Here is a 13,480-nt window from a genome sequence, read left to right as displayed (position 1 = left end):
CTCGTCCTGCCACTTGTGAGATTGGCGAAGGCGGCTGAGTGCGCAATCTCCCCCCTTGAGGGGGAGATGGCCGGCAGGCCAGAGAGGGGTGGGCTCGGCCATTGCCAGGTATTTCCTTCGATCAACACCTGTCGTAGTGTCGGGTAGCGCGACATGCGTACGCGTCATCCGGCCGATCCCCGCGTCACTGCCGGCATCGTCGCGCTCGCCGCCATCGCGCTGCTGATCGGCGGTGCATTCGCCGGGCTCGTCGTCGAAGCCACACGCGACCTGTCCGGCGCCGCCGCCGCTTTCGATTCCTATCTCTTGCGCGTCGTCCGTTTCACGCTCTGGCAGGCTCTGCTGTCGACCCTGCTCTCCGTTGCACCGGCGCTGTTCGTCGCGCGCGCCCTGTCGCGGCATCCGCGTTTTTTCGGGCGAGGCTTCATCCTCCAGCTTTTCGCCGTGCCGCTGGCGCTGCCGGCCATTGTTGCCGCACTCGGTGTCTTGGCACTCTATGGCCGCGCCGGGTATTTCGCCGGCACGCTCGGCGCGATTGGCGGGCAGAGCTGGCCCGGCATCTATGGCCTGTCGGGCATTCTCGTCGCCCACGTCTTCTTCAACCTGCCGCTGGCGACGCGGCTGTTCCTGGAAGCGCTGCAGACCGTGCCGGCCGACCAATGGCGGCTGGCGAGCCAGCTTGGCATGGGTGCTGCGCCGGCCTTCCGGCTGATCGAATGGCCGCCGCTGCGTGCGGCCCTGCCGGGCGTTGCCGGGCTCGTTTTCATGCTGTGCATCACCTCTTTCACCATCGTGCTTACGCTCGGCGGCGGGCCGCGCGCGACGACGCTGGAGGTTGCCATCTACCAGGCATTGCGTTTCGACTTCGACCCGGCGCGGGCTGTGACGCTGACCCTGCTGCAGATTGCCCTGACCTTCGTCGTCGTGCTGGCCTTGACGCGGCTCGGCGCCAATATGGTCGGGGATGCCAATCTGCCGGTGGCGCCGCGCCGGTATTTTTCAGCCGGTGCGACCGAGACCGTGCTGAACGCACTGGCGATCGGGCTCGCACTGCTGTTTGTCGCCGGGCCGATGGCGGCCACGTTGGCAGCCGGGCTTGGCGCCGATCTCGGCCGCCTGGCCGGCGAGAGCGCGGTGCGGCAAGCGACGGCGACCAGTGCCGTGCTTTCCCTCCTATCGGCGCTGCTCTCTGTGGCGTTGTCGCTGTCGCTGGTCATGGCGCGCCGGGCGCTGGCGCTCACCCGGCGGAGCGGCAGGAGGACGCTGCTCGAACACCTGGCCGACACCGGTGCGGGGTTCGTCCTGGTGGTGCCGCCCATCGTCATCGGCGCCGGCTGGTTCCTGCTCTTGCGCACCGTCGGCGATGTCTTTGCGATCGCCCCTGTCATGGTCGTTGCGGTCAATGCGGTGATGGCGATGCCGTTCGCCATCCGCGCCATCCGCCCTGCCTATGACGCGGCGAGCGAACGCCACGAACGGCTCTGCGCACAGCTTGGTATCTCGGGCTGGAACCGGTTGCGGCTGGTCGACTGGCCGTTGCTGCGGCGGCCGCTCGTCACCGGCTTCGCGTTCGCCATGGCGCTGTCGCTCGGCGATCTCGGCGTCATTGCGCTATTCGGCAGCGATTCCGTGCAGACCTTGCCCTATCTGCTGCTGGCGCGCATGGGCAGTTACCGCACCGAGGATGCGGCCGGCCTGGCGCTGCTGCTCGGCCTTGTCTGCCTGGCGCTGGTGTTGGCCGCAGACTGGCTGGGAAGGAGGGAGAAATCATGATGCCGACCAGCCCGGAACGGTCCATTTCTGTCGAAAAAGGCGCGGCCGTGCGGCTCGATAATGTCTCTTTCAGCTATGGTGAAACGCCGCTTATGTTCGATGTCGATTTCCCGGCGTCGGAAATCACCGCCATCATGGGGCCGAGCGGTTCGGGAAAGTCGACACTGCTCAATCTGGTGGCCGGCTTCGAGACGCCGCGGTCGGGCCACGTGCTGATCGGCGGCGCCGACGTCAGCACTGCGCCGCCATCAGCGCGGCCGGTATCGATGGTGTTCCAGGAAAACAACCTGTTTGCCCATCTTTCCGTCGAGCAGAATGTCGGGCTCGGCCGCTCGCCTTCGCTCAGGCCGAGCGAGGCCGATCGCGCCGCAATCGCCGCAGCGCTGAAGCGCGTCGGCCTTGCCGGCAAGGAAAGCCGGCTGCCGCGCGAACTCTCCGGCGGCGAGCGGCAGCGCGTCGCGCTCGCCCGGGTCCTGGTGCGCGACCGGCCGGTGCTGTTGCTCGACGAGCCGTTCGCTTCGCTCGGACCGGCACTGCGCGACGACATGCTCGACCTGGTGGCCGACGTCCATTCGGAGCAGCGCATGACGGTGCTATTCGTCACGCACCAGCCGGACGATGCGCGCCGTATCGGCCAAAACATGGTTTTCCTGGATGGTGGCACGGTTGCCGCGACGGGCACCGCGGCCGATTTTTTCGTCGGGGCTGGACCGGAGGCATTCCGACGCTATATCGGCTCGGGTCCGTTTGCGGTTGGATCACGAGATGTTGCCCGGAAGCGGACATAATTTATGGTCAAACCGGCGGAAGGCGAAGCGGCGCTTGCTTGCCATGGTCGAGGTAGTGTGGCTAGGTCCGCCAGGAGCTGGTCCGGCCTAGACCGTGATTTGCCCTTGCTGCCTCGTATCTGTCGGACGCACGAAGGACGCCGTAGCACTTGATTTTGCGCGTGATGCTTTCCGGAAATCGCGCCCGATTTTCGCGGTCACGTGCCAGGACTTGAAAGGAAGCCGATCTGCCGACCGGCATCGACAATCGGAGGGTGAACCCGCTGGCGCGTTTTCTGGCGCTGGCCGGTCTCGCCGTGGCGCTGGCAAGCTGCCAGATGTTCACGCCTCCCGACGTGCAGGAATCAGGCTTCCAGCCCTCCGACAAGCCGATCACGGTCGACAATGTCGCCGCCAACGGCAAGCTCGCCCAACTGGCGAAGGCGCAGCACCCGCGCATCCTCGCCACCTATGGCGGCGAGTATTCCGACCCCAAGCTCGAGCGCATGGTGGCCAAGATCGTCGGCAGACTGACCGTGGTGTCGGCCAACCCAACCCAGACCTACCGCATCACCATCCTCAACTCGCCCAACGTCAATGCCTTCGCGCTGCCGGGGGGTTATCTCTACATCACCCGCGGCCTGCTTGCGTTGGCCAACGATTCAGCCGAGCTTGCCGCCGTCATTGCGCATGAGATGGGCCACGTTACGGCCAACCACGGCCTGCAGCGGCAGCAGCTGGAAGCCGAGGAGGGGTTGGCGACCAAGGTCGTTTCGGACGTGCTCGGCGACAACCCGACGGCCAAGGCGGCGCTGATCCGCGGCAAGCTGAGGCTGGCCCAGTTCTCGCGCAATCAGGAGCTGGAGGCCGACGCCATCGGCATCAAGTCGATCGGCGAAGCCGGTTTCGACCCCTACGCCGCCGGCCGCTTCCTGCAGTCGATGTCGGCCTATACCGATTTCCGCTCGATCAGCGGCGCCACCGACGCCAGCCTCGACTTCCTGGCGACGCACCCCAACACGCCGCAGCGTATAGACCTCGCGCAGCGCCACGCCCGCCAGTTCGGCGCGCCCGGTGTCGGGTCGCGCGACCGCGATTCATTTCTTGCCGGCGTAGACGGGCTGCTTTACGGCGACACGCCGGAGGAAGGCTATGTGCGCGGCGAAACCTTCCTGCACCCTGGCCTCGGCGTGTCGTTCTCGGTGCCCAACGGCTTCGTCATCGACAATTCGGCGGCGGCGGTGACGGCGACCGGCCCGGGCGACATGGCGATCCGCTTCGACGGCGTTTCGATCGACAAGAACCGCTCGCTGACCGACTACATCCGCAGCGGCTGGGTTGCCGGCCTCGACGACAGCAGCGTGCGCCAGGAGACGATCAACGGCAACGAAGCGGCAACCGCGCATGCCGGCGCCGACGGCTGGCAATTCGATATTGCGGTGATCCGCGCCGGCGGCCAAGTCTACCGCTTGCTGACCGCGGCACCTTCGGCCAGCACCTCGCTGAGCACGGTGGCGCGCTCGGTCAGCGGCTCGTTCCGCATCCTGAGTGCTGCCGAGAAGGCAGCACTGAAGCCACTGCGTATCCGCATCGTCACGGTGCAGCCCGGCCAGACAATGGGCTCCCTGGCCGCACAGATGGTCGGCGTCGACCGCAAGCTGGATTTGTTCAGGGTGCTCAACGCGCTGTCGCCGGGTGCCGCGGTTTCGGCCGGCGACAAGGTCAAGATCGTCACCGACAAATAGCAGCCGACGCGATTCAGGCTGCGAGAAATTCCGGATTCTGCTTTACCAGCGCCGCCTTGAGCTTTTCCATGGCGCGCGCCTCGATCTGCCGGACACGTTCCTTGGAGATGCCGAGCGTCTCGCCGAGCGCTTCGAGCGTCGCGCCCTCGTCGCTCAGCCGGCGCTCCTCGATAATCCTGAGTTCTCGCGCATTGAGCGCGCCGAGCGCCGTCTTCAGCCAGACCGAACGGCGTTCGACGTCGATCGTATCGCCGACGACCTCATCGGGCAGCGGGTCATCCGAAACCAGGAACTCCATCCGCTCGGTTGCGCCCGCATCGTCGGCTAGCGGCGTGTTGAGCGAGCTGTCCGGCGCCGAAAGGCGGGAATCCATCATCGCCACATCGGCCTCCGATACCCCGAGAGCCGCCGACACTTCGCGGTAGAGCGTGGCATTCGACATCTGCTCGGCGCCGTTTGCCAGGCGGGCGCGCAGACGCCGCAGGTTGAAGAACAGCGCCTTTTGCGCCGAGCTAGTGCCGCCGCGCACGATCGACCAGTTGCGCAGGATATAGTCCTGCATCGAGGCGCGAATCCACCAAGTCGCGTAGGTCGAGAACCGCACCTCGCGCTCGGGCTCGAAACGGGCCGCTGCCTCCAGCAGCCCGACATGGCCTTCCTGGATAAGGTCGCCCAGCGGAAGGCCGTAGTGGCGAAACCGCGACGCCATGGAAATGACCAACCGCATATGCGCGACGGTGATGCGGTGCAGCGCGTGCTGGTCATTGTTTTCCTTCCAGCGCAGCGCCAGGAGATGCTCTTCGTCACGTTCCAGATAAGGGGCTTTCATCGCTGCGCGAACCATGGTCCGTCCTGCACTGTCTTCCATCATGCCGCGCTCCTGCTCCAGGCGTTGCGGTGCGATCGAATCGTGAGTTGGCGCCGATGGTTGAAATGGCGGCGCCGCGCCCTACAACAGCGAAGAACGTGCCATGCGGGGGAATGTTCCCCCGGACTGTCATGTCGATTGCGCTGTTCCAGGCGATTCGCCACCGGCCTTGACTCAGCCGGATGGCGCCGGGAGATGCTGGTTGAGAATTGGATTTCAAGGGCGCGAGATTTTTGAAATTTAGTTTCTTATTCTGGCATCGCGCATCTGTCATTTTTCGGCACTCGCAATGACGCCGGACATCGGCCAAGGACGGGATCACAGAAAAATGAAATGGCTCAAATCGCTCATTATCGCCGGAACGCTGCAGGTTCTGGCCGTCGCCGCCAGTCATGCCGGCGCCAATCTCGACCAGATCAAGCAGGCCGGCGTCTTCAAGGTCGGCACGGAAGGAACCTATGCGCCCTTCACCTATCATGATGCTTCCGGCGCGCTGGTCGGCTTCGACGTCGAGATCGCGCGGGCCATCGCCGAGCGCCTCGGCGTCAAGGCCCAGTTCCTCGAAGGCAAATGGGACGGGCTGATCGCCGGTCTCGACGCCAACCGCTACGATGCCGTCATCAACGAGGTCGGCATCACCGAGGCGCGCAAGGCCAAATATGATTTCTCCGATCCTTACATCGCCTCCAAGGCAGTGCTGATCGTGCGCGGCGACAACACCGACATCAAGGGTTTCGCCGATCTCAAGGGCAAGAAGGCGGCGCAGTCGTTGACTTCGAACTTCGGCAAGCTGGCTGAAACCAACGGCGCCGAACTCGTCGGCACCGACGGCTTCGACCAGTCGATCCAGCTGCTTCTTACCGGCCGCGCCGACGCCACCATCAACGACAGCCTGTCCTTCCTCGACTTCAAGAAGCACAAGCCCGACGCCAATGTGAAGATTGCCGCGCAGGAAGAAAACGCCGACTATTCCGGCGTCATCGTACGCAAGGGCGATCCGGAACTGGTGGCCGCCATCAATAAGGCGCTGGCCGACATCAAGGCCGACGGCACCTACCAGAAAATCGCCGACACCTATTTCGGCCAGGACGTTTCGAAGTAACCGGCTTTTCTCGTGTGGGCCGAATGCCGGCCCGCGTCGTTCATATCGCGGCGAGCTGTCTTTTGACGGCCCGCCGCTTTCGCGTGATATGAGCGACGGCAATCTGGCAAGGAGGAGCCTTCGTGCCGCACTGGCTGCAATTGATGCTGGAATCCCTGCCTACGCTGCTGTGGGCTGCACTGATCTTCACCGTGCCGTTGACGCTGCTGTCGTTTGCATTCGGTCTTGTCCTAGGCCTGGTTGTGGCGCTTGTCCGGCTGTTCGGCCCCAAACCGCTGGTCGCTGTGGTCCGCTTCTACGTCTGGATATTCCGCGGCACGCCGCTTCTCGTGCAACTGTTCCTTATCTTCTACGGCCTGCCATCGGTCGGCATCCTGCTCGACGCCTTTCCGGCAGCACTGATCGGCTTCACCTTGAACATCGGTGCTTATTCGTCGGAAATCATCCGCGCCGTCATCGGTTCGGTGCCCAAGGGCCAGTGGGAAGCGGCCTATTCGATCGGCATGACCTGGGCCCAGGCAATGCGGCGCACCATTCTTCCACAGGCGGGGCGCGTCGCCGTGCCGCCGCTGTCCAACACCTTCATCTCGCTGGTCAAGGACACTTCGCTCGCCGCCGCCATCACTGTGCCGGAGATGTTCCAGGCAGCGCAGCGCATCGTCGCCACCACCTATGAGCCGCTGATCCTCTATGTCGAGGCAGCGGCCCTCTATCTGGTCATGAGCTCCGTGCTGTCGGCCTTGCAGGCGCGGCTGGAAACGCGGCTCAACCGTTATGGCGGCTTCCTGGAGGCGCGCGCATGATCGGCCTCACCAACATCGAAAAGCGTTTCGGCGACAATTTGGTGCTGAAGGGCGTGACCGTCACCATCGAGGAAGGCAGCGTTACGGCGCTTGTCGGGCCGTCGGGCGGAGGGAAGAGCACGCTTTTGCGCTGCATCAACCTGCTCGAGCTGCCGACTTCAGGCACGGTACGGATCGGCGACGATGCACTCGAATTCCACCCCGGCGGCAGGGTCTCGACCAGGGATATCCAGCGACTGCGGCTGCAGACCGGCATGGTGTTCCAGAATTTCCAGTTGTTTCCGCATCGCACCGCGATCGAGAACATCATGGAGGGGCTGGTGACGGTGCTGAAATGGCCCAAGGAAAGGGCGCGCGAACGGGCGCTGGCCCTGCTCGAAAAGGTCGGCATGGCGCACAAGGCCGACGCCTGGCCGGCGACGCTGTCAGGTGGCCAGCAGCAGCGCGTGGCGATTGCCCGGGCGCTGGCGCCTTCGCCGAAGGTCCTGCTCTGCGACGAGCCGACCTCGGCACTCGATCCGGAACTGGCGCAGGAGGTGGTCGACGTGCTCGGCAAGCTCGCCAGCGAGGGCACGACCATGGTGATGGCGACGCATGACCTGCGGCTCGCCTCCAAGATCGCGCGGGAAGTGGTGTTCCTCGATGCCGGCAACATCGTCGAACAAGGCCCGGCCGCGGTGCTGTTCAGCAACCCGGAACGCCAGCGGACCAAGCGGTTCATTGCCACGCTGAAGCACGAGGCGGAAAGGGAGGGCGGCGAAGGTTAGATATGCCCGTCGCCGGTCAGCTAAGACAAAAAAACCCGGCGCAAGGCCGGGTTTTTCTGAATTCGAAAGCAAAAAAGCTCAGGCGGCTTCTTCCTGCTCGGCTTCCTCGTTGTCGGCCTTGGCGCCGCGCTTCGGGCCCTTGTTGAGGTTCACCTCGATGAGGCGCACCGCTTCGGTCTCCGACATGCGGTTGACGGCCGCGATCTCGCGGGCCATGCGGTCAAGCGCCGCCTCGTAGAGCTGGCGCTCGGAATAGGACTGCTCCGGCTGGTTATCGGCGCGGTAAAGGTCGCGCACCACTTCCGAGATCGAGATCAGATCGCCGGAGTTGATCTTGGCATCATATTCCTGGGCGCGGCGTGACCACATGGTGCGCTTGACGCGGGCGCGGCCCTGCACGACCTTCAGCGCGCGCTCGACATAATCCTCTTCCGACAGCTTGCGCATGCCGATCGAGGTCGCCTTGGCGACCGGCACCTTGAGGCGCATCTTGTCCTTCTGGAAGTCGATGACGAACAGCTCCAGCTTGTGGCCCGCGACTTCCTGCTCATCGATCGAGACGATCTGGCCGACACCATGCGCCGGATAGACGATGTACTCGCCGGTCTTGAAACCGTGGCGCGCTGCGGTGGACTTCTTCTGCGGGGTGATCGTTGCCATTACGCCCTGAACTCCTTGTTGTGGTACCGGCATCGTGCCGGCCCGAACTCGTGCGACCGGGGTGACCGGTCCTTAGCCACACAACGATGAACTCACCGGAAAGGCCAGGACCGGCAAATCGCAACATTGCGACCGCCTGCCCCAGATCGCTCTGGTCCGGATTGAGAAATTCACCTTTCAGTGATTTGGGGCGTTTGCGCCATAAATCGACGTTGTGTCACCGGCATGTTTGGTTGATATAACACAAAAAGTCGGAAGAATCAAGGTTTTGCTGCACGCGCGAAGGCCACGCGCCGTCGCCGCCTGTCAAGGCAGTTAATGTATCACGTCTGTTACGCGGCGTCAGGCCGCCGCAGCCGGCAGGCTCGTCAGTCGCCTTCGCCGGGCTCGGCGGAGAAATATTTCTCGAACTTGCCAGTTTCGCCATCGAAATTTTTAGCGTCGGCCGGCGGCTCCTTCTTGGCGGTGATGTTGGGCCATTTGTCGGCATATTCGGTGTTGATCTGCAGCCATTTGTCGAGGCCCGACTCGGTGTCGGGCTTGATCGCGTCGGCCGGGCATTCCGGTTCACAGACGCCGCAATCGATGCACTCGTCCGGGTGGATGACGAGCATGTTCTCACCTTCGTAGAAGCAGTCGACCGGACAGACCTCGATGCAGTCCATGTATTTGCATTTTATGCAATTGTCGGTCACGACATAGGTCATTGGTCGGCTCCGGGACGTCCCATTTTATTGGGCTTTTTTGGTGAGGTAACGCCTTTGTCCGCTGGTGGCAAGGGCGGCCCCTGCCAGCGGTGCCGCGGTTTCCGGAATGGAATTCCGGAAGGCCGGCAAAGCGGGCGTTCGACCTTGCTCAATCGTCGCCGAGCAGGTGGTCGGTCTGGCGGCGTTCCTTCTTCGTCGGGCGACCGCTGCCGGCCTCGCGCAACGGCGGCACCGCATCCGGAAGCGCCTCGCCCTTGGGCGCGGGGGCGGCGACATGTCCTCGTAGAGCAGGCGGGCCTCTTCGGCCGGGCCACGCCGTACGCCGGTGCCAAGGACTTTCCAGACGAAGATCCGCCGCTCCAGCGTGATGGTCAAAACGTCGCCCGGCCGGACCGTATCGGAGGCCTGCGCTGCTTTGTCGCGATTGATGCGGACGCGTCCGGCGACGACCAGCTTGGCTGCCAGCGTGCGCGATTTTACCGCGCGCGAGAAGAACAGCCACTTGTCGATGCGCTGGCGGGCATCAGTGACCATTGGACGAGCAGCCTACTTCTTCAGCTGGTCGCGCAACGCGGCGAGCTTGGCGAAGGGCGAGTCCGGATCGAAGCGGACCGGGCGTTCCTCACGCGGCTTTGGCTGGAAGGCGGGCTTTGCGCCTTGGGCGCCGCCTTTGCCGTCCTGTCGGCCAGCCTTCCAGTCGGGCCGGTTTTCGCGCCGGTCCGGGCGTTCACCTTGCGGCTTGCCGGCGCGCTGTTCTGCCGCCTCGCCTTGCGGCCTGGGCTTGAACTTGCTGCGATCGAAGCGCGGCTTGCCGGCGCCGTCGCGCTGGTCGTGGCGCCCCTGACGGGCGGGCCGGTCGCCCGGCGTCGGTTGCCCGCCGGCATCTGCCGGCGCATCGCTGCGGCTGTCCGGCCCAGCTTGACCATTGCGCGCGCGATTGTCCCGATGATTGTCCCGGGGGCGGTTGTCATGCTGGCGATGACGCGGGCGCTGGTCGAAACGACCCTGCCGCCATAACAGGACAGGTTTTGGCTCCTCCGCTTCTGGAGCAGCTTCGCCGGAGACGGCTTCCGCCGTCGCTGCAGGTTCGGCCGGCGATGCTTCCGTAGTGTCGGAAACCGGCGGTTCTGCCGATGCCGCAGCCTCAGTTTCCGCCCCAAGTTCCGCCCTTGGCTCGGCCGCTGGTTCCGCAGGCGCTTCAGCAGTCGCCTCCGCGGCGGGCCGGGTCTCTTGCGTGACTTCTGCCGCAGCTTCAGGGGCTGGAGCTTCCGCGACAGGCTCTGCCGTCGCTTCGGTCACAGCTTCGGCCGCCGCCTCCGCAACAGGAGCCGCATCCGACACAGGTTCCGAAGCCTCCGCCGGCGGCTCTGCCGCGGCAGATGCTTCCGCCATCCTCGCCTGCTCGACTCGCGCAGCCTCTTCCGCCGCCTGCTTTGCAGCGGCAGCTTCACGCGCGGCATTGTCCTGTGCTTCGAGCCGCGCCTTGACCTCGGCCGCCGGTTTGGCATCGGCGCGATAGCCGAGTCCCTTCAGGATTTCTTCCATGTCGTCGGCGGTGGCGCCGAGAATCGACATCATCGGCGGCGTCACCATGAAGGACTGACCGTCATAGGCGCCGTCGGGGCGAGGGCCGAGGCCCGGCTTCCAGTTGGTCGCCGGCCGGATCAGGTCGGCCAGCCGTTCGAGAATATCGACGCGTACAGCACGCCGGCCAAGATTGCGGTAGCCGGCAAGCTTGTAGAAGGTCTTGTCGAAGGTCGGATCGATGACCACCGAGGTGCGGCCGGAGGCCAGTGCGTGAACGACATCGCCGAAGCCGGGCTTGTCCTTGCCGTCGTTTCTCAGCGCCCACAGCAGCGTTATCAGCCCCGCCGGCGCCGGTTTGATCAGCGCCGGCACGAAGACATGGTAGGCGCCGAAGCGCACTCCGAGACGGCGAAGCGCCGCGCGGCCTTCCTGGTCGAGGGATTTCATCTCGTCGGCGATGTCGCGACGGTTGATGAGGCCGAAATGCTCGACGAGCTGGAAAGCAATGCCGCGGCCGATGCCGGTGATCTGCTCCGCATTCTTGAGGTCGACCAGCGGCTTCAGCAGGGATTCGATCTGGAAGTTGACGAAGCGCTCGGCGCGCGCCGCAACCTTGTCGCGTGCCGGGCCGGTGAGTTGCTCGTCGGCGAGCAGAACGAGACGCGGCTTCAAAGCGTCTTCGCCGGCAACCAGCGTGCCGATCGGTGCGCCGATCCAGCGCAGCGTGCCATCCGAACCCAGCGCAATGTCGCCATTGGCAGAGGCGCCGAACCGCTCGGCCCGCGCTTCGAACTCGGCGGCAAGCGCCTTCTGCGCCGCCGCCCGCACCGCCTTGGCATCCTCGCCGCCGGCGCTCTGGTCGGCGGTGAAGCGGAAACCCTGCAGCTCGCCGACGTGATGGCCTTCGACGAGGACGGTTCCGGTTGGGCTGATTTCGGCTTCAGGCATCGTGTTTTCTCTAAGGCGCCGCATGAGGACGGAAGTCCTGCGGTCTACAAAACGTTTCGTCAACCGCTCATGCAGCGCATCCGACAATCTGTCTTCGATTTCGCGCGTCTTTTCCTGCCAGTGTGCCCGATCGGCCAGCCAGCCGGGCCGGTTGGAGACGAAGGTCCATGTGCGGATCTGGGCAATCCTGTGCGATAGCGTGTCGATGTCGCCTTCGGTGGTGTCGGCACGGCGCACCTGCTCGGCCATGTAGTTCTCGTCGACATGGCCGTGCCTGGCAAGGTCCATGTAGATGGAGGCGATCAAGTCGGCGTGCTGGGCCGGCGCGATCTTCCTGTAGTCGGGCAGCGCGCAGGCTTCCCACAGCAGCGCCACGCGTCTGGCATCGGTGGTGAGTGCCCGGACGTCCTCGTCGCGCGACAGATGCTCGAGCGCCTGCGCGTCTACTGCCGGCAGCGCGCGCGTCAGGCCTTCGACCGGGGCGTTGGTCTCGATCGAGCGCTTCAGCGCATCGAGGTTGGCGAAATCGAAATGCGCGGTACGCCACTGCAGCACTTTCACCGGATCGAAATCATGCGCCTCGATCTTGTTGACCAGTTCATCATCCAGCGGATCGACCTGGCCGGTGACGCCGAAGGTGCCGTCGCGCAGATGCCGGCCGGCCCGGCCGGCAATCTGGCCGAGCTCGGCCGCCGTCAGGTTGCGGTACTGGTAGCCGTCGAATTTGCGGTTCTGGGCGAAGGCGACGTGGTCGAGGTCGAGGTTGAGGCCCATGCCGATGGCGTCGGTGGCGACGAGGTAGTCGACGTCGCCCGACTGGAACAGCGCCACCTGGGCGTTGCGGGTGCGCGGGCTGAGTGCGCCGAGCACGACGGCGGCACCGCCCTGCTGGCGGCGGATCAGCTCGGCGATGGCATAGACCTCGTCGGCCGAGAAGGCGACGATCGCGGTGCGCCGCGGCAGGCGGGTCAGCTTCTTCGAGCCGACATAGGCAAGATGCGACAGGCGTGGCCGGGTCACCACCGACACGCCCCGCAGCAGGCGCTGCAGGATGCCGTGCATGGTGGCCGCACCCAGCAGCAGCGTCTCCTGGCGGCCGCGTAGATGCAGGATGCGATCGGTGAAGATGTGGCCGCGTTCGAGATCGCCGGCGAGCTGGACCTCGTCGATGGCAACGAAGGCGGCGTCGGTCTCGCGCGGCATCGCTTCCACGGTGCAGACCGAGTATTTCGCGCCAGCCGGCTGGATCTTTTCCTCGCCGGTGATGAGCGCAACCTTATGGGCGCCGACCTTCTCGCAGACGCGCGTATAGACCTCGCGGGCAAGCAGCCTGAGCGGCAGGCCGATGACGCCGCTTTCGTGCGCCACCATGCGTTCGATGGCGAGGTGGGTCTTGCCGGTGTTGGTCGGGCCGACCACGGCCGTCACGTCTCGACCCGACAGGATCAGCGGTTCAGTGTGTTTCGGATAGATGTTCATCGGCCTGGAAATAAGGCTCTCTGCCTCGCATTGTCGGGAGCGCGCCCATATTGGCCGCGTATGACAGGCGACACATAGGGATTTCGGGCACGAAGCGAAAGCGGAATATGCCGAGGGCAGGCCGATTGGTTGGTTCGAAGCCAGAAAATCTGTTCCCGATTAACAGTTGGAACGAGTCTGGAACGAATCAGCGACGAATCACTGACTCACGCTGATTCAGGGTTTGTTCACGGCTACATCTGGGTTTTCTGTCGGCGTACCTCACCACATGCTGAATCACGGAAACTGGCCCGATTTATGCAGGCGGCATCCACGCGAGCACTGCGGTTAACCT

10 protein-coding genes and 1 pseudogene are annotated in these 13,480 nt (G+C 64.7%); 6 read left to right on the top strand and 5 right to left on the bottom strand.

The window, feature by feature from the left end:
* Nucleotides 1–153 precede the first annotated feature (153 nt).
* The 3 genes from thiP to NKI47_RS11195 all read left to right on the top strand — a co-directional run bounded on the left by thiP (nt 154) and on the right by NKI47_RS11195 (nt 4,285).
* The gene (gene thiP, locus NKI47_RS11205) at nt 154–1,773 is read left to right on the top strand and encodes a thiamine/thiamine pyrophosphate ABC transporter permease (protein ID WP_352589911.1); all 1,620 of its coding nucleotides are present in this window, start codon (nt 154–156) and stop codon (nt 1,771–1,773) included.
* On the top strand, nt 1,770–2,561 hold the full coding sequence (gene thiQ, locus NKI47_RS11200; protein WP_352589908.1) for a thiamine ABC transporter ATP-binding protein: 792 nt from the start codon (nt 1,770–1,772) through the stop codon (nt 2,559–2,561). Before thiP ends, thiQ begins: the two co-directional genes overlap by 4 nt.
* A gap of 254 nt (nt 2,562–2,815) precedes the next feature.
* Nucleotides 2,816–4,285, top strand: a complete 1,470-nt coding sequence (locus NKI47_RS11195) for a M48 family metalloprotease (protein ID WP_352589905.1) — start codon at nt 2,816–2,818, stop codon at nt 4,283–4,285.
* A 13-nt stretch (nt 4,286–4,298) separates the two neighbouring features.
* Here the strand turns inward: NKI47_RS11195 and NKI47_RS11190 are convergent, their stop codons facing one another.
* Nucleotides 4,299–5,156, bottom strand: a complete 858-nt coding sequence (locus NKI47_RS11190) for an RNA polymerase factor sigma-32 (protein WP_023680558.1) — start codon at nt 5,154–5,156, stop codon at nt 4,299–4,301.
* A gap of 325 nt (nt 5,157–5,481) precedes the next feature.
* On the opposite strand from NKI47_RS11190, the gene NKI47_RS11185 reads away from it, so the two are divergent.
* The 3 genes from NKI47_RS11185 to NKI47_RS11175 all read left to right on the top strand — a co-directional run bounded on the left by NKI47_RS11185 (nt 5,482) and on the right by NKI47_RS11175 (nt 7,825).
* Complete coding sequence (locus NKI47_RS11185) at nt 5,482–6,255, top strand: amino acid ABC transporter substrate-binding protein (RefSeq protein WP_023680557.1); 774 nt, start codon at nt 5,482–5,484, stop codon at nt 6,253–6,255.
* 122 nt (nt 6,256–6,377) lie between these two features.
* Complete coding sequence (locus NKI47_RS11180; protein ID WP_023721020.1) at nt 6,378–7,058, top strand: ABC transporter permease subunit; 681 nt, start codon at nt 6,378–6,380, stop codon at nt 7,056–7,058.
* Entirely contained in the window at nt 7,055–7,825 is a 771-nt protein-coding gene (locus tag NKI47_RS11175; protein WP_352452513.1) for an amino acid ABC transporter ATP-binding protein, read from the top strand. The genes NKI47_RS11180 and NKI47_RS11175 overlap by 4 nt, the downstream gene beginning before the upstream one ends.
* A gap of 78 nt (nt 7,826–7,903) precedes the next feature.
* Here the strand turns inward: NKI47_RS11175 and NKI47_RS11170 are convergent, their stop codons facing one another.
* From NKI47_RS11170 to NKI47_RS11155, 4 genes and pseudogenes are all read right to left on the bottom strand, one after another.
* A complete protein-coding gene (locus NKI47_RS11170) occupies nt 7,904–8,485 on the bottom strand; it encodes a CarD family transcriptional regulator (RefSeq protein WP_006327799.1) in 582 nt (193 codons plus the stop codon).
* Nucleotides 8,486–8,853: 368 nt separating this feature from the next.
* Entirely contained in the window at nt 8,854–9,192 is a 339-nt protein-coding gene (gene fdxA / locus NKI47_RS11165) for a ferredoxin FdxA (protein ID WP_023680554.1), read from the bottom strand.
* Nucleotides 9,193–9,340: 148 nt separating this feature from the next.
* Nucleotides 9,341–9,726, bottom strand: a pseudogene (locus NKI47_RS11160) (RNA-binding S4 domain-containing protein).
* Between the two features lie 12 nt (nt 9,727–9,738).
* Nucleotides 9,739–13,146, bottom strand: a complete 3,408-nt coding sequence (locus tag NKI47_RS11155; protein WP_352589902.1) for a helicase-related protein — start codon at nt 13,144–13,146, stop codon at nt 9,739–9,741.
* Between the last annotated feature and the right edge of the window lie 334 nt (nt 13,147–13,480).

Source organism: Mesorhizobium sp. M0633 (assembly GCF_040320645.1).
In the GTDB taxonomy this organism is placed as follows: Bacteria; Pseudomonadota; Alphaproteobacteria; order Rhizobiales; family Rhizobiaceae; genus Mesorhizobium.
The sequence above is the reverse complement of the archived record's forward strand: the minus strand, read 5'-3'. Positions and strand labels throughout refer to the sequence as shown.